At 39.3% G+C, this 25,943-nt stretch carries 15 protein-coding genes; all 15 read left to right on the top strand.

The features are described 5' to 3' along the window. Window positions 1-215 precede the first annotated feature (215 nt). Complete coding sequence (locus KMW37_RS03165; protein WP_215223131.1) at window positions 216-1,805, top strand: outer membrane protein assembly factor BamB family protein; 1,590 nt, start codon at window positions 216-218, stop codon at window positions 1,803-1,805. 174 nt (window positions 1,806-1,979) lie between these two features. After that, on the top strand, window positions 1,980-2,573 hold the full coding sequence (locus KMW37_RS03160) for an RNA polymerase sigma factor (RefSeq protein ID WP_215223130.1): 594 nt from the start codon (window positions 1,980-1,982) through the stop codon (window positions 2,571-2,573). Window positions 2,574-2,658: 85 nt separating this feature from the next. Continuing rightward, a complete protein-coding gene (locus KMW37_RS03155) occupies window positions 2,659-3,687 on the top strand; it encodes a FecR family protein (RefSeq protein ID WP_215223129.1) in 1,029 nt (342 codons plus the stop codon). A 191-nt stretch (window positions 3,688-3,878) separates the two neighbouring features. After that, on the top strand, window positions 3,879-7,298 hold the full coding sequence (locus tag KMW37_RS03150; RefSeq protein ID WP_246581306.1) for a SusC/RagA family TonB-linked outer membrane protein: 3,420 nt from the start codon (window positions 3,879-3,881) through the stop codon (window positions 7,296-7,298). 18 nt (window positions 7,299-7,316) lie between these two features. Continuing rightward, a complete protein-coding gene (locus KMW37_RS03145) occupies window positions 7,317-9,098 on the top strand; it encodes a RagB/SusD family nutrient uptake outer membrane protein (RefSeq protein ID WP_215223127.1) in 1,782 nt (593 codons plus the stop codon). 111 nt (window positions 9,099-9,209) lie between these two features. Then, window positions 9,210-10,595, top strand: a complete 1,386-nt coding sequence (locus KMW37_RS03140) for a hypothetical protein (protein WP_215223126.1) — start codon at window positions 9,210-9,212, stop codon at window positions 10,593-10,595. A 68-nt stretch (window positions 10,596-10,663) separates the two neighbouring features. After that, complete coding sequence (locus tag KMW37_RS03135; RefSeq protein WP_215223125.1) at window positions 10,664-12,769, top strand: glycoside hydrolase family 2 protein; 2,106 nt, start codon at window positions 10,664-10,666, stop codon at window positions 12,767-12,769. 31 nt (window positions 12,770-12,800) lie between these two features. Then, a complete protein-coding gene (locus KMW37_RS03130) occupies window positions 12,801-14,252 on the top strand; it encodes an alpha-L-fucosidase (protein WP_215223124.1) in 1,452 nt (483 codons plus the stop codon). 80 nt (window positions 14,253-14,332) lie between these two features. Then, window positions 14,333-15,784, top strand: a complete 1,452-nt coding sequence (locus KMW37_RS03125) for an alpha-L-fucosidase (RefSeq protein WP_215223123.1) — start codon at window positions 14,333-14,335, stop codon at window positions 15,782-15,784. 319 nt (window positions 15,785-16,103) lie between these two features. Next, a complete protein-coding gene (locus KMW37_RS03120; protein WP_215223122.1) occupies window positions 16,104-19,217 on the top strand; it encodes a glycoside hydrolase family 2 TIM barrel-domain containing protein in 3,114 nt (1,037 codons plus the stop codon). A gap of 11 nt (window positions 19,218-19,228) precedes the next feature. Further along, window positions 19,229-20,536: a DUF3472 domain-containing protein gene (locus tag KMW37_RS03115; protein WP_215223121.1), complete on the top strand. Its 1,308-nt coding sequence runs from the start codon at window positions 19,229-19,231 to the stop codon at window positions 20,534-20,536. A 215-nt stretch (window positions 20,537-20,751) separates the two neighbouring features. Further along, entirely contained in the window at window positions 20,752-21,411 is a 660-nt protein-coding gene (locus tag KMW37_RS03110) for an RNA polymerase sigma factor (protein WP_215223120.1), read from the top strand. 137 nt (window positions 21,412-21,548) lie between these two features. Continuing rightward, window positions 21,549-22,592, top strand: a complete 1,044-nt coding sequence (locus tag KMW37_RS03105) for a FecR family protein (protein WP_215223119.1) — start codon at window positions 21,549-21,551, stop codon at window positions 22,590-22,592. Between the two features lie 100 nt (window positions 22,593-22,692). Beyond that, window positions 22,693-22,887 (top strand): hypothetical protein, encoded by a 195-nt coding sequence (locus KMW37_RS03100; protein ID WP_215223118.1) that lies wholly within the window; start codon window positions 22,693-22,695, stop codon window positions 22,885-22,887. Window positions 22,888-22,944: 57 nt separating this feature from the next. Further along, window positions 22,945-25,938: a SusC/RagA family TonB-linked outer membrane protein gene (locus KMW37_RS03095; RefSeq protein ID WP_317195548.1), complete on the top strand. Its 2,994-nt coding sequence runs from the start codon at window positions 22,945-22,947 to the stop codon at window positions 25,936-25,938. The last annotated feature ends 5 nt before the right edge of the window (window positions 25,939-25,943 follow it).

The raw sequence follows: 25,943 nt of genomic DNA, 5'->3' as shown, positions 1-25,943 counted from the left end.
TAAATTAATTTTTTCAATAATCCGAACGGTAAATATATTGAATTATTGATTAATAAATCTAGTGATTTTAGCGGAGGAGATAAGGTGTAAGCTGACTAATTGCTAATTTTTTTGTGTTAAAAGGTAAAATATTGTGTAGGTTTTAAGTAGGGGTTTAGTTCATTTATAAGTTGGATTATTTTAACGATAGGAGTGAATTTTAAAATTGTTGTGGTATGAAATATTATAGTTTGTTTTTGGTACTTGTGCTAGGTTGGTTGAGCGGGTGTGAGGGAGATAAAAATAACTTTCAACAGTATTGGCCACAGCCTGCTGGTCCCAATGGAAACTGGCAATTGACAACTACTGCACCAGTGCCAACAAGCTTCAGTGTTCGTACAGGTGAAAATATTAAATGGACCTCAGCGCTTCCAGAAGGGGGGCAAAGTGGGATTACAGTTTGGGAGGATAGGATTTTTTTGACCGTCATGAAGCCAGTTGAAAAAGTGGTGAATAAACAGGATTTGATGGGAAGTGATGTGTTGGCATTATGTCTAGATGCCGAAAACGGGGAGATGCTTTGGAGTAGGGAAATGGAAGGAAGCAGCCTTTCTGAATATATGTACGGTTTTAGCGATAGTTCCACTCCTAGTCCAGTAACTGATGGAGAATATGTTTGGTTTTATAATGCGAGCGGTAATCTCTCTTGTTTTGATTTTGAAGGGAATTTAAAATGGGAAAGAAGGTGGGAACCAGTAGAAGAATTAGATGGGGTGCATTTTCCATTCAATAAGCAGTTTGAACCATTGATTTATGAAGGGCTAGTTTTTAATATGGAGCCTTATTGGGGGGAAGATGGTGAGCGAGAATATGGGTGGAATTATATATATGGGATAGATAAACTCACAGGGGAAGTGGTATGGATTTCAGAGGATGGTTTGACGCATTATAATACCCCTTATATGGGAAAGACAGCAAATGGACTCCCCGCTCTGATGATTGGGAGAGGAGGACATCATGGTGTCCCAGAGCAACCAATAGGGTATTCACTGGTGAATCTTGAAAATGGAAAAAGTATATGGCGACATCAAGCAGAAAAGGGGATGGCACTTTATAATGCTACTTGGAACCAAGATTATGCAATATGGTACACGGAGAAAGAAAATGAAGTACATGTGCTGGACGCAAAGACAGGGATATTGAAAAAGAAGGTGTCCTTAACCAAAAATGCAGATGTACGAATTTGGGATGAAGATAAGGCCGGTTATCAAGTGCTGGAAAATATTGATATAAGCGAGGAACTTACCCCAGTCGTTTTCCCTGCTTGGTATAGCAATATCCTTGTAGGGGATAAGTTGTTCTTTATGTGTTTTAAAAAGGGGCCATACAGAAATAATATTGGCCCTGAATATGCCCTTGCCAGGGTTGATATAAATACAGGCAAGGCAGCATATCTTCAGGTGCCTGTGCAGGTAGAATACCATGATAATGTCAAAGAGTATGTATGGAATGAGGAGGCGAAGGCTGCTACCATAAATAATAAAGGGCTTGATGTGGCTCATGACAAAAGGTCCCAGAGAGATGGTTGGCATTGGAATTTCAACGGGAATCCTATTTGTGTTAACGGAAAAGTATTTTTCACCACTATGGCAGGAGTTTGTTATGTGATAGATGCTAATGCAGAGAAGTTTGATGAATCAGCTTTGATTGCAGTAAATGACCTTGGCCCCAAAGGAGGTACATGGTCTGTCAATACCCCTTCTTTTGCCAATGGAAAACTTTATCACAGGACATTGAAAAACCTTATAAGTATAGGCAAGGAATGATGATGCTAAATAATGGAAATTGGTTTATAGGTTTCTTTGTATTGGCTTGTTTTGTTAATAGTGTGTAATGAAACAATAAAATTTTTGTTTTGTTTCGATTTTGTTATTTTTAATATTGTTTTAATTTTATGAAATTATTAAATCTTTAACTAAAGCACAGCACCACTAACTTGAATGTTTAAAACTGAGAGAAATATTGACAAGGAAAAAGTCATTGCGCTTATCTCAGGTTCTGAAGAGGCTTTTGATCATTTGTTTAGGAAATATTCAAAAAAGATCTATCATATCTCCAGGAAAATGCGTTTGGGTCATGAGGATGCTGAGGGAGTCGTCCAGGAAGTTTTTATTAAAGTTTGGAATAACCGTGAACGCTTGGATGCTGAACTTTCATTCAATGCCTATTTGATTGCAATAGTGAGGTCCATTGTGATCCGGCAAGTACAACGAAAGGCAAAGCTATCCTCTTATAAGGAATATGTATTTCCGTTTTTAAATGAAACGGATACGACTACGGAGGATTATGTGATTTTTTCAGATATGATGGACCTTTCTTCTAGAGCGATGGAAAGTTTGCCGCCCAAACAAAAGCAGGTTTTTATGATGAAGAATTTTGAACATTTGAGCATCGATGAAATTGCCGAGAAGCTTCATGTTTCAAGAAAAACTGTTAAGAACCAGATTTTTAGAGCAAGCAAGTCTCTAAAGGAGAAATTAGCTGATTCCAAAATTATCTCTGTAATGATTTTTATTATGCTGGTTTTCAGTTAGTAATCTGTTTTTTATTGAAAATATTTGACCCCGAGTGGGTCTTTCAGTTCTCTTGTGTCTATATAATAATAGTAACACAAAGTGAATGGATAGGAAAAAACAACTTGACGATTTTATTGAAGGGAAGCTTTCTCATGAAGAAGCCAAAGATTTTTTGAATTGGTTGATTTCGGAGGAGGGGGAAGAGGAGTTTTCTGCTCTCATAGATGAAGAATGGTTTAGCGGCACAAAGGAGAAGGAGTATGCAGAGTTTGATATGGAAAAGCTCCTAGGAAGGACAAAAAGGGCCAAAGGTGGGGGAGCTTTGTATCTTTCCGGAAAAGACAGCGTGAGTAACCGTATTCCAAAAAGGAATGGTCAAAGATCTGCTTGGCTTAAGGTAGCTGCCAGCTTGGTGATTATATTCTCATTGTCATTTCTTTTAATTAAATGGACTGAGGAACCTGTTTCCAAACAAGTGGAGTCCTCTTTGGAATTGGTTACAAGAAAGAATCCATCTGGAATTAAGACAAGGATACATTTACCTGATGGCTCCATAGTATACTTGAATGCAGAAAGCACGGTCAGCTATCCCAAAAGCTTTGTCAATAATAGAACAATTCATCTTACTGGAGAGGCATTTTTTGAGGTTAAGAAAGATAGTTTACATCCTTTTTCTGTAGTAAGTGATCGATTGACCACTGTAGCATTGGGAACATCCTTTAATATCAGGGCTTTTGAAGGAGATAATTCTGTGGAAGTGACTTTGGCGACAGGAAAGGTAAAGGTAAGTGATGCCAGAACAAACCAAACATTGACACTGCTTCCAGGTGAGGCTGCTAGTTTGAAGGCAGGAGGCGAGGTATTGGAAAAGTATTCAGCAGATGTTTCCATGAGCACCCAATGGGTAAGAGGGGTATTGGTATTTAAGAATACTTCACTCAAGAAAATAATAAAAAGATTAGAGCGCTGGTACGGAGTGGAGATACATTTTAAGGGCAAAGTTGCTGATGAAAAATGTTCAGGTGAATTCATGGAAGGTGAATCACTGGCAAATGTACTGAGAGTGTTAAGCTACTCCGTTGAGTTTGAATATGAGATAAAAGGAAATCAAGTGATTATTACTCAAAATTAATAACGAAAGCTTATGAAATAGAGTGTTTTACGGAAATGAGCCTGGAGGATACTAGTGATATCCCCCAGGCAAACATCGAATTAATCAATAGCAGATCTGAGAATTTGGCGATGCTCGGTTTGCTATGATATGTCTAACCCAATGTTTCAACTAATGGTAAAATTATGAATAAATACTTACGATTAATAATCATGTCAACTAAGTACGCTTTGTACGGGTGCTTGATCATGATTCTTGCTATGTCTTCTGTTGCTGCTGAGTCAGTAAAAGCACAGGTGAAAAGTATAGATGAGGTAGTAGTGGAGCTCCAAAAATCCAACGTGTCCCTAAATGATATATTGAAGGAAATAGAGCAAAAAACTCCTTTCCATTTCTTTATGGTTGATAAAGGGATGGATACCAACATGAAGATCACCCTTAAAGAAAGAAAAACGACTGTAGCAGATCATTTGAAAGAGATCGCCAAGCAGTCCAAATTGAAGTTTAAGCAGGTCAATGAGACCATCAGTGTAAATAAATCCGGAAGAAACAAGGCTGTTTTTGTTCAGATAAAACAAATCACCATATCTGGCAGGGTGACTTCCGAGACTGAACCTGAAGGGATTCCTGGCGTCACCGTTAGGTTGAAAGGAGGGAATACAGGAACTGTAACTGATGTCGATGGGAATTTTAGTTTCAATGTACCTGATGAAAATTCAGTAATTGTAATCAGTTCCATTGGCTACAAATCAGTAGAAATTACGGTAGGGAACCAGCAGACATTTGACGTTAAGCTGGAAGAAGATACCAAAGCACTGGAAGAAGTGGTTGTTGTGGGCTATGGTACACAGAAGAAGGTTAACTTGACTGGAGCTGTAAGTCAAGTTACCTCAGAAATGCTAGAAAACCGCCCCGTAGCAAATATTGGACAAGCACTTCAGGGTACGATTGCCAATCTAAACGTGGGTATTTCCAATGGTAGTCCTAATACTGTTCCATCTTTTAATGTACGTGGAGGTACTTCATTTGGTAAAAATTCTAATGGTGATTTTGTTTTTCAAAATGGAAGTCCATTGATCCTTGTAGATGGTGTGGAGATGGATATCAACCAGCTAAATCCTGAGGATATTGAAAGTGTTTCTGTTCTTAAAGATGCCGCTTCTGCAGCTATTTATGGGGCAAGGGCTGCCTATGGTGTGATGTTGGTAACGACCAAGAAGGGAGCTAGTGCAGAGGGAACTAAGGTTACATATAGTAATTCATTTCAGTGGAACAGGCCATCTGCAGTTCCTGACTTATTGGATGCTTATACTATTCAAGATGCAGCCATTAAAGCACTTGAATTACAAAACCGAACTCCTTCTACGGATATGCTAGAGAAAAGAGATAGAATTGAAGCATATATGAATGATCCTGAAAATATGAATCCATACTTTATGGATGATGGAGGGAATATTATATGGATAGGTAATACTAGGCCCTATGAAGAAGCATTGAGAAGTTCTTCTCCTATGCAAAAGCATAACCTGAATCTTTCAGGTGGAACGAAAAAAACATCCTATTATGCCTCTTTAGGTTATCAAGGTCAAGAAGGTCTATATAAAATAAATACAGATAAATTCCAACGATACAATATGATGTTAAATGTAAGCTCAGAAGTGTCTGATTGGTTTTCAATAGATTTTAGAACCTCATATAGTAAGTCGAATTATTCTGAACCTGTAAGTCCTGCTGGAAAAGGGGGATGGTGGACAGCCATGTCCCAAGAAGCAGGAAGAAATGTTAATATGCCAATCATGACTCCTGAAGACTCTCCCGTGGGGGCCATGTATACGGACAATATTCTTTCTTTTATGGATTATGGATCAAGAAACGATGAAAATAAGCAGCATATTCTCATGGCTGTAGCACCTACAATTCACCTTCTTAAAGGTTGGGACTTGAAAGCCAATATCTCTTTTAAGTCATATGATTTTAGAAGAAAACAATTTATTCCTGAACTGGAGCGAATTGATAATAGATGGGATGCTCCAACTACTGTACATACCAATCCTAGCTCTGTGCAAAGGTGGAGCCAACATTCTGATCAGTACACAGTAAATGTATTCTCGGACTATTCACTGGACCTGGATAAACACGAGTTTTATTTACTTGGAGGTTTTAACCAAGAATGGTATGAATATGATTATCTAGGAGGAAGAGGAGAGCAAATCTTAACTCCTTTTATTCCGGTAATTAGTCAAACTTTGGGTAATGAATATGCTTATGACAGTGAATCTCACTGGGCGATTAGAGGAGCATTTTACAGGTTTACCTACAATTATGATAATAGGTACCTTATTGAGTCTAATGGACGATATGATGGGACATCGCGTTTTCCTGCCGATAGACGCTTTAAGTTTTTCCCTTCTTTGTCTGGAGCTTGGAGAATTTCAGAGGAGGATTGGGCTTCGGGTCTGAAACCATTGGTTAATGAGTTGAAGCTGAGGGCTTCTTATGGTAGCTTGGGTAACCAGAATGTGGCCAATTATATCTATGTGCCTTCTTACGGGACAATAGCACAGGTAAATTATATTTTCAATAATAACCGTCCTGTAGGGGTTACTCCTCCAGGCTTAGTAGATGCTGATTTGACTTGGGAAACTGCTACTACGATAGATTTTGGTCTTGACGTATCCATGTTCAATAAATTGGATGTTTCATTTGATTGGTATGAAAGGTCTACCTCCGATATTTTGGTGGCTGGGGATAAGTTCCCGGCAGTATTGGGTACAGGGGCTCCTACCAAAAACTCTGGTGAGATGAAGACAACAGGTTGGGAATTGACCACCAAATGGAGAGATAAACTAGATAATGGAATAAGATACGATATTGCTCTAAACTTGAGTGACTATCAAAGTGAAATAGTTTCATTTGATGGAAATCCAAATAATCTTCTAAGTGGACTTTATGTAGGACAGACAATGGGGGAAATCTGGGGTTATGAAACTGAGGGGATATTTCAAACTCAGGAACAGATAGATAATGCTCCAAGCCAAGAATTGATCAACTCAGGCTTGTGGTTTCCGGGGGATGTTCAATACAAGGATTTAAATGCTGATGGTGAGATAGGACCTGGAGCCAGTACATTAGATGACTCTGGTGATAGAAGAATCATTGGAAACAGTACGCCAAGGTATCGATTCGGGCTAAATATGAATGCATTTTGGAAAGGTTTTGATCTAAATGTGTTTTTTCAAGGAGTTGCCAAAAGGGATGTTTGGATAGGAAATAATCTTTTCTGGGGCGGAATTGCAGGAGGAACTGGTACTTATGAAGTGTATAACAACTCTTGGACTCCAGAAAGAACAGATGCTTATTTCCCTGCTTATAGAAGTACGGGCGCCAATAGACAAGTTCAAACCAGATACCTACAGGATGCTTCTTATATCAGGTTGAAAAACTTAACCTTGGGTTATACAATTCCTGCCTACCTCACGGAGCAAATCAATTTGGACAAAGTGAGGGTATATACTTCTGCCTATAATATTTGGGAAGGAACGAAGGTGCCAGATACATTTGATCCTGAGGTACTAAGTGGTAATTATCCAATGCTTAGATCTATGGCTGTAGGCCTTCAAGTTACATTTTAATCCAAAAAAGTCTCAATCATGAAAAAAATATATATCGTAATAACATGTTTTGTAGGGCTCCTTTGGGGGTGTAATGATGAATTCATGGAACGCTACCCGTTGGACCAGATTAGTGATGAAAATTTCTGGAGAACAGAGCAGGATCTAGAATTATATTGTAATAATTTTTATCCCACTTACATCAAAGGCTTTGGGGCTGGATGGGGAACCAATTCGGTAGCTCCTTATGGTTATAATGAAGCTATTGCATATGGTGATGTGATTACAGATAATGGGGCGCCACAGTCCTACTCAAAAGTAGCTGCAAATCAATATAATGATCATGTCAGTGGTGGAAGTGGAAGTGGCGGATGGAACTGGAGTGATATGCGGGAGTTGAATTACTTCTTGGATAACTACCAAAGGGGGGATATTGACCCTGCTGCTAGAAATATTTATGCTGGAGAGATCTTATTCTTCAAGGCTTGGGATTATTTCAAAAAGGTGAAAACCTTTGGTGATGTGCCATGGTTGACGCATGTCGTGCAAACTAATTCCCCTGAATTGATGGCTCCAAGAACTCCAAGAGCTGAAGTGATGGATTCTGTGCTGCACATTTTGAATAAGTCGATTAGTTACTTGCCTGAAAAGGGAGCTGAGAAGCCTGATCGTTTGAATAAAGATGTGGCTTTGCATTTAAAGTCTAGGATTTGCCTTTATGAAGGAACCTATAGAAAATACCATGCTGAGTTGGGATTGGACGGGACTAAATTTTTGGAAGAAGCCGTCGACGCCGCAGAACAATTGATGGGAGGTACTTATAACCTTTATTCAACAGGAGATGCGGAGAATGATTATAATGATCTGTTTGCAACCTACAGTTATGATGGAAATCCTGAAGCAATCCTTTGGAAAGAATATTCAGAAGATTTGACTATGGGGGTGGCTTTTAGTCGTTACTATGCACAGAATTTGCGTCATAGACATGGGGCAACAAGGTCACTGGTAGATGAATACCTTTGTGAGGATGGCCTTCCTATTTCTGTTAGTCCATTATTTATGGGTAAAGATTCTATACAGCGAGAAATGATGAATCGTGATCCAAGATTGAAACAAACTATTGCTGATTTTGGTACTTATAACCTTCAAGCAGGAGTTCAGGGAGCGAATAATGCACCAAAACCAAATATTCCAGGACTTAATGGTAATAAGTGTCCTACAGGTTACCGGGTGGCCAAATGGTTTTTGAATGATCCCGCAGATTGGGATCGAGTGACTAACGGAATGCAGGCTGCAATGGTGTTTAGGTATGCTGAAGTACTATTGAACTATGCCGAAGCGAAATATGAGTTAGGACAGCTTGACCAGGGTATATTGGATGAAACAGTTAATCTTATACGTGCAAGAGTTGATATGCCTCCTTTGATAATGGGGAATATCTCAGAAGATCCAATCATGGATGGGAATTATGCCACTTATTGTAATTATGTTCCTGACCCTGTTTTAAGAGAAATCAGAAGAGAAAGAAGGGTGGAATTGGCCTATGAGAGTTTTAGATGGGATGATTTGATGAGGTGGAAAGCAGGACGTTTTCTTGAAATTCCAGTTGAAGGAATCAAATTTGTACAGGAACAATTCCCATCAGTCGTAGTCGATAAAGATGTGTTTTTGAGTGAGGAAGGATATATTTTGCCTTATTATCAGACCCTTCCGGAAGGAAGACAATTTGATGAAGGAAAACAATATCTTTTCCCAATTCCGATCGAAGATTTGGTGTTGAATCCAAATCTTCAACAAAACCCGGGTTGGGAGTCAAATTAATTCAACTAATAAATTTTTAGAGTAAATAAAGATTTTGGAGGGGCCATTTGGCTCCTCCCTGATACTTTATTGCCTTTTTTAATGTTTAACTAACTATTTAATAACTAAGCCATGCGAAACCAAGTAAAAGTAATTTTTGGAAAAGTACTGATGATTTTTGCGTCAGTTGCGGTAATTTCTTGTGAACAAATACCGGTTGAGTCCACAAATTTTGTGGAAGCCAAAATGGGGAGGGGTGCTGTTACCCATGCTGAGAACCTCAATATTGTTTATTTTGTACCTACTGATAATCCAGAAGTAGAAGATTATCAAGAGCGATTAAGTGATTTATTAATCCATTTTCAAGATTTCGTTAAAGACGAAATGGATAGAAATGGTTTTGGAAACAAAACATTTGGCTTGCCGTATGACTCGGCAGCTAATCTAGTGAAGCTAATCAAGATTGATGGTGAGCATGATCAGGCTACTTATGGCTATGGTAGTGGAAGTGCGATTATTAATGAGATCAATGCTTACAGGTCAAATTATCCAGAGGACTTTACCAGTCAGCATACATTGATTATTCTTCCTCAAAGAACAGATGGAGGTAGCCAGCCATTTTATGGATATGGCAAGTACTGTTTTGCAGTGGATAATCCCAATATTAGTGTAGAGCAAATACCAAGTACTTCTTCTAATTTAATAGCTGGTATGTTGCATGAACTGGGGCATGGTCTTAACCTTGCACACAATAAAGCCAAAGTTTCAGAACAGCAGACAATTGGTACTTCATTAATGGGTGCGGGAAATTATACTTGGGGCAGAACAGGTACTTTCATCCCATTGGCTGATTGTGCTATTCTTAATAGGAATCAAATTTTTCAGGTTACTCCTGTAGCCGATATTTATGGAAGTGCAAGTACAACTATGAGTCCTGTATTGCATTATGATCCTGTAAACAATGTGATTGAGCTTTCTGGTACATTTACCAGTAACAAGACAGTCAGTGATGTGCTTGTCTGGGTAGATCCTAATGTAAATGGAGAAGGTTCTGGATCTAATAGAGATTATAATTCAGTTTCTTGGGTAGCAGAAAAGAATGGAAATTCATTTCAGGTAGATATACCAATGGATGAAATTCAGGATTTTGGAGATTGGTTATATGAGTTGAAAATCAAGCTTTTGATGGAAAATGGAACCATAAAAACCCATGGGTATTCTTTTAGCTATGTAAATGGCGAATTCACGCTTCCTGAGGGAGTAGGTGTTTTCCAGCATTCCAGCTATAACGGATGGGGGATTACCTTGGCTCCGGGATCTTATACCACTAGTGATTTGGAAGACTTAGGAGGTATTGGTAATGATATCAGCTCTATCAAAGTCCCCTTAGGATATGAGGTAGTGTTGTATGACGGAGATAATTTTACGGGAGCAACTTATGAAGCAGGACCTGGGAATATAAGTTTCTTATCAGGGTTTAATGATAAGATTTCTTCTATGGTTGTTTTAAAACAATAAGTAAAATCTATTATCACATTAGGTGAGGTGATGCCTTGCCTAATGTCTTTCCTTGTTGATTAATTAAAATGAATTATTATAAGAGAGCCATCAGATCGTCTATGGCTAAATCAGTATTTATTTATAAGGCATTTGTTGCCCTAAGCTTTGTTGCTGGTATTTCAATTGACACGCTTGCTCAAGGGCGAAAAGAAATTGATTTTAATCAGGGTTGGCTCTTCAAGAAAGGAGCCAAAGATTATGAAAAGGGTGTTTCATTTTCGCTAGAAGAATGGAAGGAAGTGACCGTTCCTCATACGTATAATAGTGAGGATATGCAGTTGGGGAAAGACTTTTATACTGGGGACGGTTTTTATCATAAAGAATTCACAGTGGCAGATTCTTTAAAGGAAAAACGTTTGTTTCTCCGCTTCGAGGGAGTAGGGTCTGTAGCTCAAGTTTACGTCAATGGCCGTTTTTTGGGAGAACATAAGGGAAGCTATTCTGCATTTGCCTTTGAAATTACCCATTCTGTAAACTATGGTGAAAAAAACACCATCTTGGTAAAGACCAATAATGAGGCGAGAAAAGATGTTTTGCCCGTTAATCATTTTTTGTTTCCCATATATGGAGGGATTTATAGACCTGTATCTCTTATCATCACCAATAAGGTAAATATTAAAGTGACCGATCATGCTTCACCGGGAATATTTATCCGCCAAAAAGATATTTCTGACAAACAGGCAACTATAAGTGTAAAAGCAAAACTTGAAAACAAGGAAATTGCTTCTAAGAGTGTGTCGCTGCGTATTGAGGTGAAAGATGCTAAGGGGAAAAGTATTAAGGTCATTGAGGAGCCTTTGGCTATTCGCCCACAAGGTGTGACCGTGGGAGAACAGGAGTTCACTGTTAAAAATCCACATCTCTGGCAGGGAGTTGAAGATCCGTACTTGTATACGCTTACTACATCACTGGAGGATGGCGATCGTGTGCTTGATGCGGTGACTCAGTTCTTAGGGATAAGATCAGTTGAGATAAAGCCAGGAAAGGGAGTCTTTTTAAACGGAAAGGCTTATCCAATGCATGGTGTCACCAGACACCAGGATCGATGGGGTTACGGCAATGCACTCAGTAGGTCGCAGCACTTAGAAGATATGCTTTTGATCAAAGAAATTGGAGCCACTACGATACGTTTGGCTCACTATCAGCAGGCAGAGGATATGTATTCCATTGCAGACAGTTTAGGTTTTTTGATTTGGGCAGAAATTCCCTTTGTCAATACTTATACCTCGGAGGAGGCAGCAAATGCCAAACAACAGATGACAGAGTTGGTGCGTCAGAATTCCAACCATCCTTCCATCTATATTTGGGGAATACACAATGAGGTGTACTCCAAAACGGAAGACGAGTATGTGGCGGTGCTGTCGAGAGAACTCAATGATATCGCAAAAACCAATGATCCTGACCGACCTACCGTAGCCGTAAGCGGTTATGGAGAAATGTGGCGTCCTGCTAACTTGTCCACAGATGTGCAAGGAATGAACCGCTATTATGGCTGGTATGAAGGTAAGATTGATGATTTGGAGCAATGGGTAGAAGGTTTAGAAGAAGCCTATCCTGAACATATTGTCATGCTTGCAGAATATGGGGCAGATGGCAATATGGACCAAGGTGCCGAAAAATTGCCAGGGAGCAGGAATCCCGTAAATGGGAAGTTTTTTCCTGAAAATTATCAAACCGAGACCCATATTCAACAGTGGGCCATCATCGAGGACCATCCTTATATTACAGCTTCTTATTTATGGAACATGTTTGAGTTTGCTGTGCCTATGTGGAATCGTGGAGGGGTGAATGCAAGAAACCTTAAAGGCTTGGTTACTTTTGATCGAAAAAGAAAGAAAGATAGCTTTTACTGGTATAAAGCTAACTGGAATCCTGAACCGATGATCCACTTGGCTAATAGCAGAGATAATAAGCGGACTGAAGCAAATACTACGGTACAGCTTTTTACCAATTTATCTTCCGTGGAGCTGATAGTCAATGGGCAGAAAATAACGAAGGAGTTGTCAGGAGTTAACAAACATCACAAAAAGTTTGAGGTGATGCTCCAGAAAGGAAATAACCTAATTATGGCGGAAGGACAAGATGATGCTGGTAAAGTGATTTCTGATAAAATGGAATGGGTCTTGGACTGAAAATGTGGGGAAAATAAAAATTAATATAATAATGAGATTAAGGAATTTTACACTAGGGGCAATACTGATGTTGGCGCTAGTTGGAGGAAAAGTAATGGCCCAAACGTCAGAGAACAGCCCTAGGACATCTATTGAATTGGAGCATGGTGCCCATAGATTAGGGAAAAGAACTGATCCAATGATGGAAAGGTGGAGGGATTATGGTTTGGGACAGTTTATCCATTGGGGAGTTTATTCCATTACGGCCGGTAAATGGGAAGGGAAGGATTATCCAGGCGCTTCTTCTTGGATTCGTTCTTGGTCTGAGATGCCTGGTGAGGATTATGATCAATTGTATAAGCAGTTTGACCCCGAACGTTTTGACCCTAAAGCGTGGGCCAAGCAAGCAAAATCAATGGGGGCGAAATATATGATCATTACCGCCAAACACCATGATGGCTTTTGTCTTTGGCCAAGTGAGTTTACAGACTATGATATAGCCAGTACCCCTTATGAGAAAGACTTAATAGGTCCAATGGTAGAAGCCTATGAAGCGGAGGGAATTGATGTTTACTTATATTTTTCGGTGATGGACTGGAACCATCCAGGATTTAGAACTGAGTTGAAAACTTCTGAAGACCGTGAGGCTTATGAAGAATTCAAGACATTCACACGAAATCAAATTTTGGAATTATTGGAAAGGTACCCGAGTACCAAAGGTCTATGGTTTGATGGAACCTGGGATGCTGCTTGGAAAGAACAGGCAGGTTTTGCAGATAAATTGGAAGCTGAAATGAGGGAGATGATTCCAGGGATTATCATAGGCAGTAGGTTCAGACCTGATGATTACGGTAATAGGCACTTTGATAGCAATGGCGATCTAATGGGAGATTATGAGCAAGGTTGGGAAAGAAAATTACCAAAGACCATAGAGGATGTTAAGGGGAATGATTGGGACTGTGTAATGACGGTTCCCGAAAATCAATGGGGATACCATTATGATTGGAAGGGCCATGTTAAAACCAGTTTTGAATTGGTGGAAATGTTGGTGAAGTCAGTGTCCTTGAATGGAAATTTTGTATTGAATTTTGGCCCTGACAGGTATGGTGAATTCAGAAATGAAGAAAGACAGCTGTTCAAGGAAATTGGGGATTGGATGGATGTTAACCAAGAAGCAATTTACGCTTGTGGGTATCTTGACTGGGAAAAACAAGACTGGGGTTACTATACCAAGGACAGGGAGACTGGAAAGATCTATATGGTCGTGTTTAATATGCCGATCAATGGTGCCTTGAGGGTCAAAACTCCCGGAAAAGTTCAACTGGACAAGGTTTATGAATTAAAGGACCCGAGTAAGGTCTTTACTCCTGAGGAAATCCATCAAAATGAATTTTTTATTCATTACTCAACGGAGAAAGCTTCAAATTCCCCATTTGTGATCGTTATTGAGTCGTCCTCAATGGATGCGGAAGGAGGAAAAACTTATCAAAAGGCGAAGACCTGATGGAATATGCCCAAAGGGTCACAAGGCCTTTTTGACGGGGATATAAATTATTTTAACCAATATAACTTTATTTAAATAAGATGAAAAAATTGATATGCGGAGCCGCATTATCGGTAATGATTGCAGGAGGGAATGTTAAGCTGGCCATGGCCCAAACCCCAAAGAATACGCCAAGGACCTCCATTGCTTTGAGGCATGGGGCACATGATTTGGGCAAAAGGACTGATCCAATGATGGAAACCTGGAGAAATTATGGTTTGGGCCAGTTCATTCATTGGGGTGTTTATGCAATTGCCGGAGGACACTGGGACGGAAAATATTATGGGGGAGCAGCGGAGTGGATCCGTTCATGGAAGGAAATGCCTAAGGATGCTTATGATAATCTGTACAAACAGTTTGATCCAAAAGAATTTGATGCCAAAGATTGGGCCAAACAAGCGAAAGATATGGGCGCCAAATACATGATCATCACCACCAAGCATCATGATGGCTTTTGTCTGTGGCCCAGTGAATTTACTGACTATGATGTAAGTAACTCTCCTTACAAGGAGGATATCATTGGTCCATTGGTGGAGGCTTATGATGCAGAGGGCATTGATGTATACCTGTATTTCTCAGTGATCGATTGGAACCATCCAGGTTATCGGTCCACCTTGAAGACTGAAAAGGATCGTGAGGAATATGAGGAGTTCAAAGAGTTTACCAAAAACCAATTGGTTGAATTGCTGGAAAGGTATCCGAGTACAAAGGGCCTTTGGTTCGATGGGACTTGGGATGCTGCTTGGAAAGAGCAGGCCGCCTTTGCTGATGAGTTAGAAACAGAACTAAGAGAAATGCTTCCAGGCTTGATTATAGGAAGTAGGTTCAGGCCCGACGATTATGGTAACCGTCATTTTGATAGCAATGGAGATCTAATGGGAGATTATGAGCAAGGTTGGGAGAGAAAGTTGCCAAAGACCATAGAAGATGTCAAAGGCAATGATTGGGACTGCGTAATGACGGTTCCGGAAAACCAATGGGGCTATCACTCCGATTGGAGAGGCCACGTAAAGACCAGTTTTGAGCTGATAGAAATGTTGGTAAGATCGGTCTCTTTAAATGGGAATTTTGTCATGAATTTTGGTCCAAATGGTGAAGGAGGAATCAGAAAAGAAGAGACCCAATTGGCTACCGAGATTGGAGACTGGATGGATGTCAATCATGAAGCAATCTATGACTGTGGCTATCTGGATTGGGAAAAACAGGACTGGGGATATTATACCCAAGACCGCAAGACTGGGAAGATCTATATGGTTGTGTTCAATATGCCCCTGAATGGAGCTCTTCGGGTTAAAACACCAGATAAAATAAAGTTAGAGAAAGTGTATTCGCTAAAGAATGGTGAGGAGTATACTCCAGAAGAGATTCATAAAAATGAGTATTTTATTCATTATACCCCTGATCATAAATCACAATCTCCAATGGTTATTGTGATCGAGCCAAGTTCGGGAGATGGAGGAAATGAAAATGTTTACCAAAAGGCGAAGACATAAAGTCTTGTAATTTTATGATAAATGATCTGAAGCAGGAGGAGACTCCTGCTTTTTTTAGTTTATGCGGAGATTATCAAAGAATGAGAACCGCAACACGTTCTACAAACGGAGATATGTAGGGATGTATGGTAATGCCATGAGTTTGTGTTTTTTTGTTGTTAATTAATTTCCGATTAAGGTATAATAAATTCTTTTTATTTCTTTTTTTTGTGAATAATCATGTTTCAAATGAAATATTCTGAAAGAATTAATTTGATAAAAGTCAGGGTTTGAAACATCAACAACCTAATTTCAATCACTAATTTAAATTTTGTACTTCATGAAGTCCTTAGTTACCACAGCTTTGTGCGTAATGGCACTGGTGCATACTGGTTTTGCACAAGAAAAGAAAGCTGACCCTATATTTGAAAACCCCAATGTTCAGGAGGAAAACAGGTTGCCGATGAGGTCCTCTTATTTTCCGTTTGAAAATGAAAAATTGGCCCAAGGAAATGATAAAACTGCTTCCAAAAGGTTTTTTGATCTAAATGGAACATGGAAGTTTTTATGGACTGATCATTATGAAAAGCTTCCGCAAGATTTTGAAGCGGTAGATTTTGATGATAATGGTTGGGATGATTTTAAAGTGCCTGCCAACTGGGAATTTAATGGTTACGGAACACCAATATATGTGAACCACCCATTCGAATTTGCAGTGGACAACCCCAATCCTCCATATATAGAAAATAAAGATAATCCTGCTGGTGTTTATCGAAGAACAATTACCCTTCCAGAGAGCTGGGAAAACGAGCAAGTATTCATTCACCTAGGAGCGGTAAAATCAGCTTTTAGACTCTATGTGAACGGAGAGTATGTTGGCCTAGGAGAGGATAGCAAGCTGGAATCCGAATTTGAACTTACCGATTATGTGAAGGCTGGCGAAAACCTCATTGCAATTGAGGTGAGAAGATGGCATGATGGGTCTTATTTGGAAGCACAGGATTTCTGGAGAATTTCCGGTATAGAAAGAGATGTTTATTTATACAGCAGACCAAAGGTTCATTTTTATGACTTGTTTGTGAAAAGCCCATTGACTAATAACTACAGAGACGGGAAATTGAATGTCACTGTGGATCTTTGGAATCGTACCAATGAGCCTCAAGGTGAGCACACGGTTACTGCTAAATTATTTGACCAGCATGGTAACTTGATTTTTGAAAAGTCTCAAAAAACCACTGGGCTTAAGAGAAAGCTAGGAAAAACTGTTTTGAATTTTGCTACAGAGATTAGCAATGTGGATGCTTGGTCTGCAGAAATCCCAACTTTGTACGAACTGGAATTGGTATTGGCTGATGAAGCTGGTAAAGCCGTTGAGGTGATCCGTCAAAATGTTGGTTTTAGAACTTATGAAATTGTAGGTAACCAGTTCTTGGTTAATGGTCAGCCAGTATTGTTCAAAGGAGTGAACCGTCACGAGTCACATCCTGAAACTCACCATGTGATTACTCGCGAGCAGATGGAGACTGACGTTCGCATCATGAAGGAGTTGAACATGAATGCAGTGAGACTTTCCCACTATCCTAATGATCCTTATTGGTATGAGCTATGCGATAAATATGGTTTCTATGTCATCGATGAAGCCAATATAGAGTCACATGGTATGTATTACAGTGCGGAAAAGTCTTTGGGTAATGCTCCTGAATGGGAATATGCGCATCTTTTGAGAATCAAGAGGATGGTTTTCAGAGATAAAAACCATCCTTCTGTAGTCGCTTGGAGTATGGGTAATGAAGCTGGTAATGGCTATAATTTTTATAAAGCATACGAATGGATCAAAGCTTATGATCCTTCCCGTCCAGTTCAGTATGAAAGATCTACTTACGAGTGGAATACAGATATCATTGTACCACAGTATCCACATCCAAAATCCATGGAGAGATATGCGCAAAGTAATCCTCCAAGACCCTATATCATGAGTGAGTATGCCCATGCTATGGGTAACAGCTTGGGTAACTTCAAAGAGTACTGGGAGGTGATCAAAAAGTATCCAAGTTTGCAAGGTGGTTATATCTGGGACTGGGTTGACCAAGGGATTTACCTTGAGAAAGATGGTAAGACTGTATTTGGCTATGGTGGAGACTGGGGACCAGAAGGAACTCCAAGTGATGATAACTTCTTGATCAATGGTGTAATTATGCCGGATAGAAGATGGAATCCACACGCATATGAAGTTAGAAGAGTACATCAAGAAGTCTCGTTTAAGTTGACTAAAGCAGGCAAGTTGGAGATTTTCAATGAATACTTCTTCAGAGACATTGCCAACTATGAATTTGAGGCGATTCTATTGGAAAATGGAGAAGAGCTTAAGCGTGAGAAAGTAGGTTCATTTGCTTTGGCTCCAAGACAGACCATGACTGTTGATCTGCCATTTGAGATAGAGACTGATGAATCTGCGGAATACAGGTTACAGATCGAAGGTAAGATCATTGAAGAAGAAGGAAGAATGACTCCTGGTACTTTATTGGCTGAAGAGGAGTTTGCATTGACAGCTCCAGTTTTGGCGACTTTTGAGCCAGTGGCAGCTGAAGTAGAAGTGAATGAGGATGGTAATAACCTTACTATCAATAATAAAAATTTCTCTGTTGTATTTGATAAGACTACTGGACAGTTCCATGACTATACTTTCAAAAAGAAGGCACTTATTGTGGATGGTCCAAGTCTATCTCTTTTCCGTCCTTTGGTGGATAATGACTTTGGTGGAGGAAGAAGTAAAAACTATGATTACCTCAATGGAGATATTGCTAAATTGAAGAGCATTGAGCATAAAGCTGTGGAAGCGACGTATCAAGTAACTGTTGTTTATGATGTCTTGAACGGTGATGCTTCTTTTACTCAATTGTACAGCTTTGACAATGATGGGAAAATCAAGGTCGATAATGACTTCAAGGCTATCAAAGGTGATCATGAGTTATTGTTGAAGCTAGGGACTGATTTGAAACTTCCAGGTGAATTGGATCATTTTGCTTGGTATGGTAGAGGTCCTTGGGAGAGTTATGAAGATAGGAAATACAGTTCGCAAGTAGGTCTTTATGAAGGAAGTGTTCTGGAGCAGTATCACCCTTATGTACGTCCGCAAGAGTCAGGAAACAAAACTGATGTAAGGTGGGCTAAAGTGACCAAGCCAGGAAAGCAAGGGGTTAAAATCTCTGCTATTGGAGACTTGTTAAATGTGAGTGCATTGCCTTATAGCATTGATCAGTTATATCCTGGTAAAGAAAAGAAAAATATCCATTCTGGAGAGCTAGAGCAAAGCGGATTTACCTATCTGCATGTGGATCATATCCAAATGGGAGTGGCCGGTATCAACAGTTGGGGATCTATTGCGCTGGAAGAGTACAGGGTATTGTTCCAAGATTATGCCTATAGCTATATCATCGAACCAATCCAAAAATAAACTGAAGAGCTATGAGATATAAAAGTTTTTTAACTATATCATTTATTGTAGGCCTAATGGCCTGCAATAATGTTTCCTTGGAAGATATAGAGAAGGAATATTTATCAGAAGTGTCTATCCCAGTGGGAGGGAACACCTATGTGACATCAGGTCATGAGGGTGCCAAAATCAGTAGAAGAAGTGGAGCTGTTGAGGACTGGTCCAATAAAGAGACTGTGCTCAGTACTTATTTCAAATTGCCCCAAGCTGAAAAGGCCTTGTTGCAATTGGTTTTGGATAGCAGAGAATCTTCTAGTGAATTACAAGTGACTGTTGGAGAAACTGCTGAAACAATTGCTTTAGAGGCTGGAACCGAAGATACAGTAAGTGTTGGGTTATTTGACCTTCCAGCGGGTTATACCCAAGTGGATGTTCAAGGGCTTTCAAAAACTGGTGCTACTTTTCCTTCACTAAAATCCCTTATTGTAAGAACTAAAAATGATTTAGAGGTAACCTATGTCAAGGATAATGAAAGTAACCGCTTTTACTGGGGTAGAAGAGGTCCTTCTGTTCACTTGTCCTATACTTTGCCAAAGGAAAAAGAATTCAAATGGTTTTATAATGAGGTGACAATCCCAGAAGGAGAAGATCCGAATGGTTCCTATTATATGGCCAATGGATTTGGGGAAGGTTATTTTGGTATTCAGGCCAATTCAGATGATGAAAGAAGGGTCTTGTTTTCAGTTTGGAGTCCTTTTCATACCAATAATCCAGATGAGATCCCTGAAGATCAGCAAATCAAGCTATTGAAAAAGGGAGAGGGTGTTAATACTGGCGAGTTTGGAAATGAAGGTTCCGGTGGTCAGAGTTTCATGAGATACAAATGGATTACTGGAAATACCTATAAATTCTTAAATTCCGTGGAGCCTGATGGAAAAGGAAATACCATCTATACGGCTTATTTCTTTGCTCCTGAGGTGGGAGAATGGAAATTGATAGCCAGTTTCTTAAGGCCTAAGACGGATACTTGGTATAAGCGTCCGCATTCATTCCTGGAAAATTTCAGAGATAGCAATGGCTATATAGGCAGAAAAGGGCTTTATGCCAACCAATGGGCGATGGATACCGAAGGAAATTGGGTAGAGCTTACAGAAGCTAAATTTACTGGTGATGATATCGCAAGAAGAGGATATAGACAGGATTATGCAGGAGGAGAGGAAAATGGCGTTTTCTTTATGAGAAATGGAGGTTTTTTCAATGAGAAGGTGGATTTGAACAGCATGCATGATAGAAAGGCAACTGGGGACCAGCCTGAAATTGATTTTTCAAGTTTGGATTAGCGATAGTCTAATATAACAAGTTTATTAAAGCCCCTTCCTTCTGGCAGGGGCTTTGTTTTTTGTGAAATATTATTTGGAATGAAGGGAATTGTAAGATAATATCGATTGAATGTCAAGGTTTTGAGTATTTTATTGGATAAAGAAATTGATTCGAAAAATTATTTTTTTACTTTTAGAGGCATTAATATAAAGTTAAGTAATTAAACAAAAGTTTAATGCCGGCATTGAATAGACTTTACGAGGAAAGACAATCCCAGTCAAAGAAAGAAATTCCAAGTATTCAGGAGCATTCTGAAACTGAATTATGGATTGCTTTTTTGAAGGGAAGTAATGCCGCACTGTCTAAGATTTATCGGGCCTATTCCAATAAGTTGTTTACTTATGGAAGACAGTTTACATCCAATGAAGCCTTGATAAAAGATGCCATTCAGGATGTGTTTTTTAAGTTGGTTGATCACAAAGATCAGCTTGGAGTAGCTCAGTCTGTTAAGTTTTATTTGTACTCAAGTTTCCGAAGAATCCTCCTTAGGTCCCTAAAAAGGGAAAGAAAGTATGTTGAGGAGGAAGAAGATGGAGAGGCTTTTTATTTTTTAGTAGATGAAGATCATTTTGCCATGGATGCGCTTTTGAACCATAAGCAAAAACAAATGGTAAAGGAAGCTTGTAATGAGTTAACCGCTAGACAAAGAGAAATTTTAAACCTCAGATTTTTTGAAAACCTCAGCTATATAGAAATAGCTGAAATGCTTGATCTAGCTAATGCCAAAACGGTGAGGACGATGCTCTATAGAGTGCTTAATAAGCTTTCAGATAAGCTGAGCCCCTTCAAGCGAAGCCTCTTGTCCTTGATTTTCTCTTTTATCTTTCTTTCATGAATCCTTAAAGAAACAATAACGTAGGTTTTAGTGTATTTATTTGAAATAATTTGTAAAAAATAATATTTCAAATAGTGGTCTTTTGATTTGTGTATGTCTCTTTATTAATAGAAACGTAATAAAGAATACATTTTCATATGCAATTTGATCCTAAGACGGAAAAAGACTTTTTACTTAATGAGCATTTTGTTCAGTGGATGATGGCGCCTGACAGTGAGTCGGATCGTTATTGGTCCAGTTGGGTAAAGGAAAACCCAGAGAAGGCCAGTATGATGAGACGGGCAAAGGAAAGCATCCAGACTTTGACACTGAGAACTTTTGAAATGGAGTCTGATGATAGTGAAATGATTCTAGATAGGGTTATCAAGCATCATAACAGGTCTAAAGAGGGTTTGATCGAAAAGAGATCAGGAACTCAAAAGTTTTTAGATTTTTTGATTTCCAATAGAGTTGCTGCGGTGCTTGTGTTGGTGACTTTGTTTTTGGGTTTGTTGACCCTGGATTTGCAACCAGGAACTACTTCTGATGTAAATGAGAAAAAGGTTGAATGGCTGACCAAAACCAGTAAGGCTGGTACCAAAATGTCTTTCCATCTTCCTGATGGCTCTTTGGTGAAACTTAATTCCAACAGTTCAATATCATTTCCCGCGCAATTTTCTGACAGCATAAGAGAGGTGAAGCTTATCGGCCAGGCCTTTTTTGATGTGGAGCATAATGAAAAACTGCCATTTGTGGTCACATCAGGTGATTTGAAAATCAAGGTGTTGGGGACTTCTTTTGATGTGAATAGTAAGCCGGAAAATAAAGAACAAAAGGTGTCCCTTCTGACAGGAAAAGTAAAGGTGATTACTGCAAGTGGTATGACAGAGCAGCTGAGGCCTCTTGAGATGGTGAGTTACTGCAAAGATGCCAAGGAACTGGTTAAAGGTGATTTTGATCCTGAGGTGATGACAGGCTGGAAAGATGGAATCATAAAATTTGACAACACAGATCATAAGGAGGTCTTTGAGATTCTGGAAGAATGGTATGATGTCGAAATCACCGTGAAAGATAATGTCATATTTAAGGGCGGTATAAACGGAAGGTATGAAAATGAGATGTTGGATAATGTGTTGAAAGGGCTGTCTTATTCCGAGAGCTTTGAATATAAAATTGAAAATAAAAAAGTGACCATTTTCTAAATATAAACCCTATGAGATTAAAACCTAAAATGACCCAAATGGTCTGGCAGATGAAAGGCCGGACTACTTACTGTTTAGCAACTAAAAATTTTAAAAAACTATGATGAAAAATGTACTCAAAAATTTGGGAGTTGCTGCTGTTTGGACTTTGTCCTTATTGGTAGTAATGTCTCCTTTGCAAGCAGAAGAGTATGCGGATAATAGTACTTCGCTTTGGCAAAATGATCTAGACAAAATGATTTTGTCTGTTGAATTTGTGAATGAGCCATTTAAGAATGTGGTAGAAGAGATATAGAGAAAAACTGGTTTTCATTTTACCTATAATGACCTGATTGAGTCTAAAAGAATTACCGTGGCGGCTAAAAAGGAGAGCCTTGAAAAGGTGCTTCAAAAATTGGGCAGTGACTATGGCTTTAGATTCAAGCAAGTCAACAAAACTGTTCATGTAATGGCTCCGCAATATGCTGAAGTATCCCAGGTAGTTTTGAAGGATATAACAGGGACAGTACTTGATGCTAGCGGTGAGCCATTACTTGGTGTAAGTATTTTAGTGAAAGGCACAACCACTGGTACAGTAACTGATTTTGATGGGACCTTTACACTAAAAGGAATTGCTGAAGATGCCGTTCTCCAGGTGTCTTTTATTGGATTTAAAAGCCAAGAAGTTCCAGTAAACGGTTTAAGCCAACTTGAAATTGTTCTTGAAGAGGACGCTCAAGGATTGGAAGAAGTAGTTGTAACTGGTTATACCAGCCAAAAGAGAGAAAACCTGACCGGTTCTATTGCAGTGGTGGATGGTGATAAGTTGAAGGATGTCACTTCTCCAAATGTAAGTAATATGCTCCAAGGAAAAATGGCCGGGGTAAATATCGTTGCCTCTTCAGGAACTCCTGGATCTCTTCCTACTATTAGGATAAGAGGTAAGAACTCCATTCGTTCTTCTGTTGATCCGATTTGGGTGGTGGATGGAGTAATCTGGCATGGAACTCCAAACCTGAACCCAGCAGATGTAGCAAGTATTTCCGTTTTGAAAGATGCCGCATCCGCTGCATTGTACGGATCAAGAGGTGCCAATGGAGTAGTGGTTGTTACCACAAAATCTGCAAAAGGTGCTGATGTAAGTAGTATTAATATCAGTGCTAAAACAGGGGTGTCGACTTTCAATACCGGAGGATTTAAGATTTCCAATTCTCAGGACATGTATGATCTTTGGGGACAGTTCCCAAATCAAAGCTCTGTACCTGATTACTATACGGAAGACCTATTGAATACTGATACCGATTGGTTGGATTTAGGAACTCAAGCAGGAACCGTACAGGATTATAATATTTCTTATACAGGTACTTCCGGTAAGGCAAGGATTTATGCTACTGGAAACTATTTCAAAGAAGAAGGATCGGTAAAGGGCTACACCTATGAAAGGCTTTCTGGTAGATTCAATGTCGATTATGATGTGTCTGAAAAATTCGTTTTCAAACCTAAATTGGCGGCGACTTATACAACTACTGATAGTAGGCAACATAGTATCTACGACATGTATAGAAACTTGCCTTGGGACAATCCCTATGATGAAGAAGGAAATATTGTAAATCCTCAGGATGGTAATACTACTTGGTACGGAAGGGACAATAGAAACTACCTGTATGACCTTCAGTGGAATTATGGAGAAAGTGCTACTTTCAATATTTTGACGAATTTGGATTTCCAGTACGATATCACGGATAACCTGTCTTTCATTTCTACCAATAATATTACCTATTATAATTCCGAAAGTTTCGGATATACAGACCCACGGTCAAATGGTGGTTTGGCTGATAATGGTAGGATCTCCAACAGCATGGCAAAGAGAATTACAAGATTTACCAATCAAATGTTGTCTTACACGAAAAATGTAGGTGATCACTTTATCAATGCTTTGGTGGCTTATGAATACAGTGATTACGGTTATAATGATCTAAGTGCAACTGGTAAAGGTATAGTTCCAGGTGCTCAAATAATCAGCAGTACTTCAGAGCCTACTTCTATCGGTGGCACTAAAAATGATTACGCCTTCCAGTCCTACCTATTGAATGCCAATTATGGGTACAAAAGTAAATACAATGCCCAGGTTTCATTTAGAAGAGATGGAGCTTCCAGATTTGGAGAGAATAATAAATACGGTAATTTCTTTGCAATCAGTGGTTCTTGGAATATACATCGCGAAGACTTCTTTAAAAGCAATGCATTTACCTATTTAAGATTAAAGGCAGCCTATGGTGGAGTGGGTAATACCCCGTCTTCATTGTATCCACAATATGAGCTTTACTCATTGGATGCACAATATAATGGAGACCCTGCTGCTGTGCCAACGACTCTTGGCAACCAAAACCTGACATGGGAAAAAACTTACGATAGCAATATCGGTATTGAGTTTGGACTTTGGGAAAGACTTGATGGTGTGCTAGAAGTTTACAACAAAAGCACCAGCGGACTATTGCACTTTGTGCCATTGCCTAATATCTCTGGTTATGATGGGTATTATGATAATATCGGTGGTGTAAGAAATAGCGGTGTTGAATTTACCTTAGGTGCTAATGTATTGAATACAGCTTCTGGTTTCGACTGGAGATTGGATTTCAACATTGGTAAAAATGTCAATGAAATTACTGAGCTGTATGAAGGAAGAAGTCAAGTTTCAGGGCAGACTATTATAGAAGAAGGCGAAAATATTGATACCTGGTATATGAGAAAATGGGCTGGTGTGAATCCTGAAGATGGAACACCGCTTTGGGAGACTGTTGACCCAAATACTGGCGAGGTAAGTATTACGGGTAGCTACTCTGCTGCTTCACTTCAGAAAGTGGGAACCAGTACACCTGATTTCTTTGGAGGTTTAAGTTCTTATATGGAATTCAAGAACTTCTATCTCAACGCTACTATGGCTTATTCAAAAGGTGCAATGGTTTACCACAGTGCTAGAGAGCTATTTGACAGTGATGGGGCTTATCCAACATATAATTTCATGAAATTGCAGGATGGATGGTCAAGATGGTCTCCTGATAATCCGAATGCAACCCATCCCCAACCAGTGTTTGCGGGAAATAACAATGCCCATAAACCTTCATCAAGGTATTTGGAAGATGCCAGTTTCATGAGAATGAGAAACATAACCTTGGGTTACACCATACCAGCTCAAATTACAGAGGCATGGAAGATTAATGGTTTGAGTGCCTATATCTCCGCTGATAATTTGTTCACTATTACAGATTATTCTGGTTTGGATCCTGAGGCAGCTGTAAATGGAGATAACTCTTCTCCTTATCCAATTCCAAGAAGGATATCTTTTGGTGTAAATCTTACTTTCTAACCTCA

It is taken from the genome of Echinicola shivajiensis, assembly GCF_018642165.1.
Classification (GTDB): domain Bacteria; phylum Bacteroidota; class Bacteroidia; order Cytophagales; family Cyclobacteriaceae; genus Echinicola; species Echinicola shivajiensis.
This window is presented reverse-complemented; position numbering and strand designations above follow the sequence as displayed.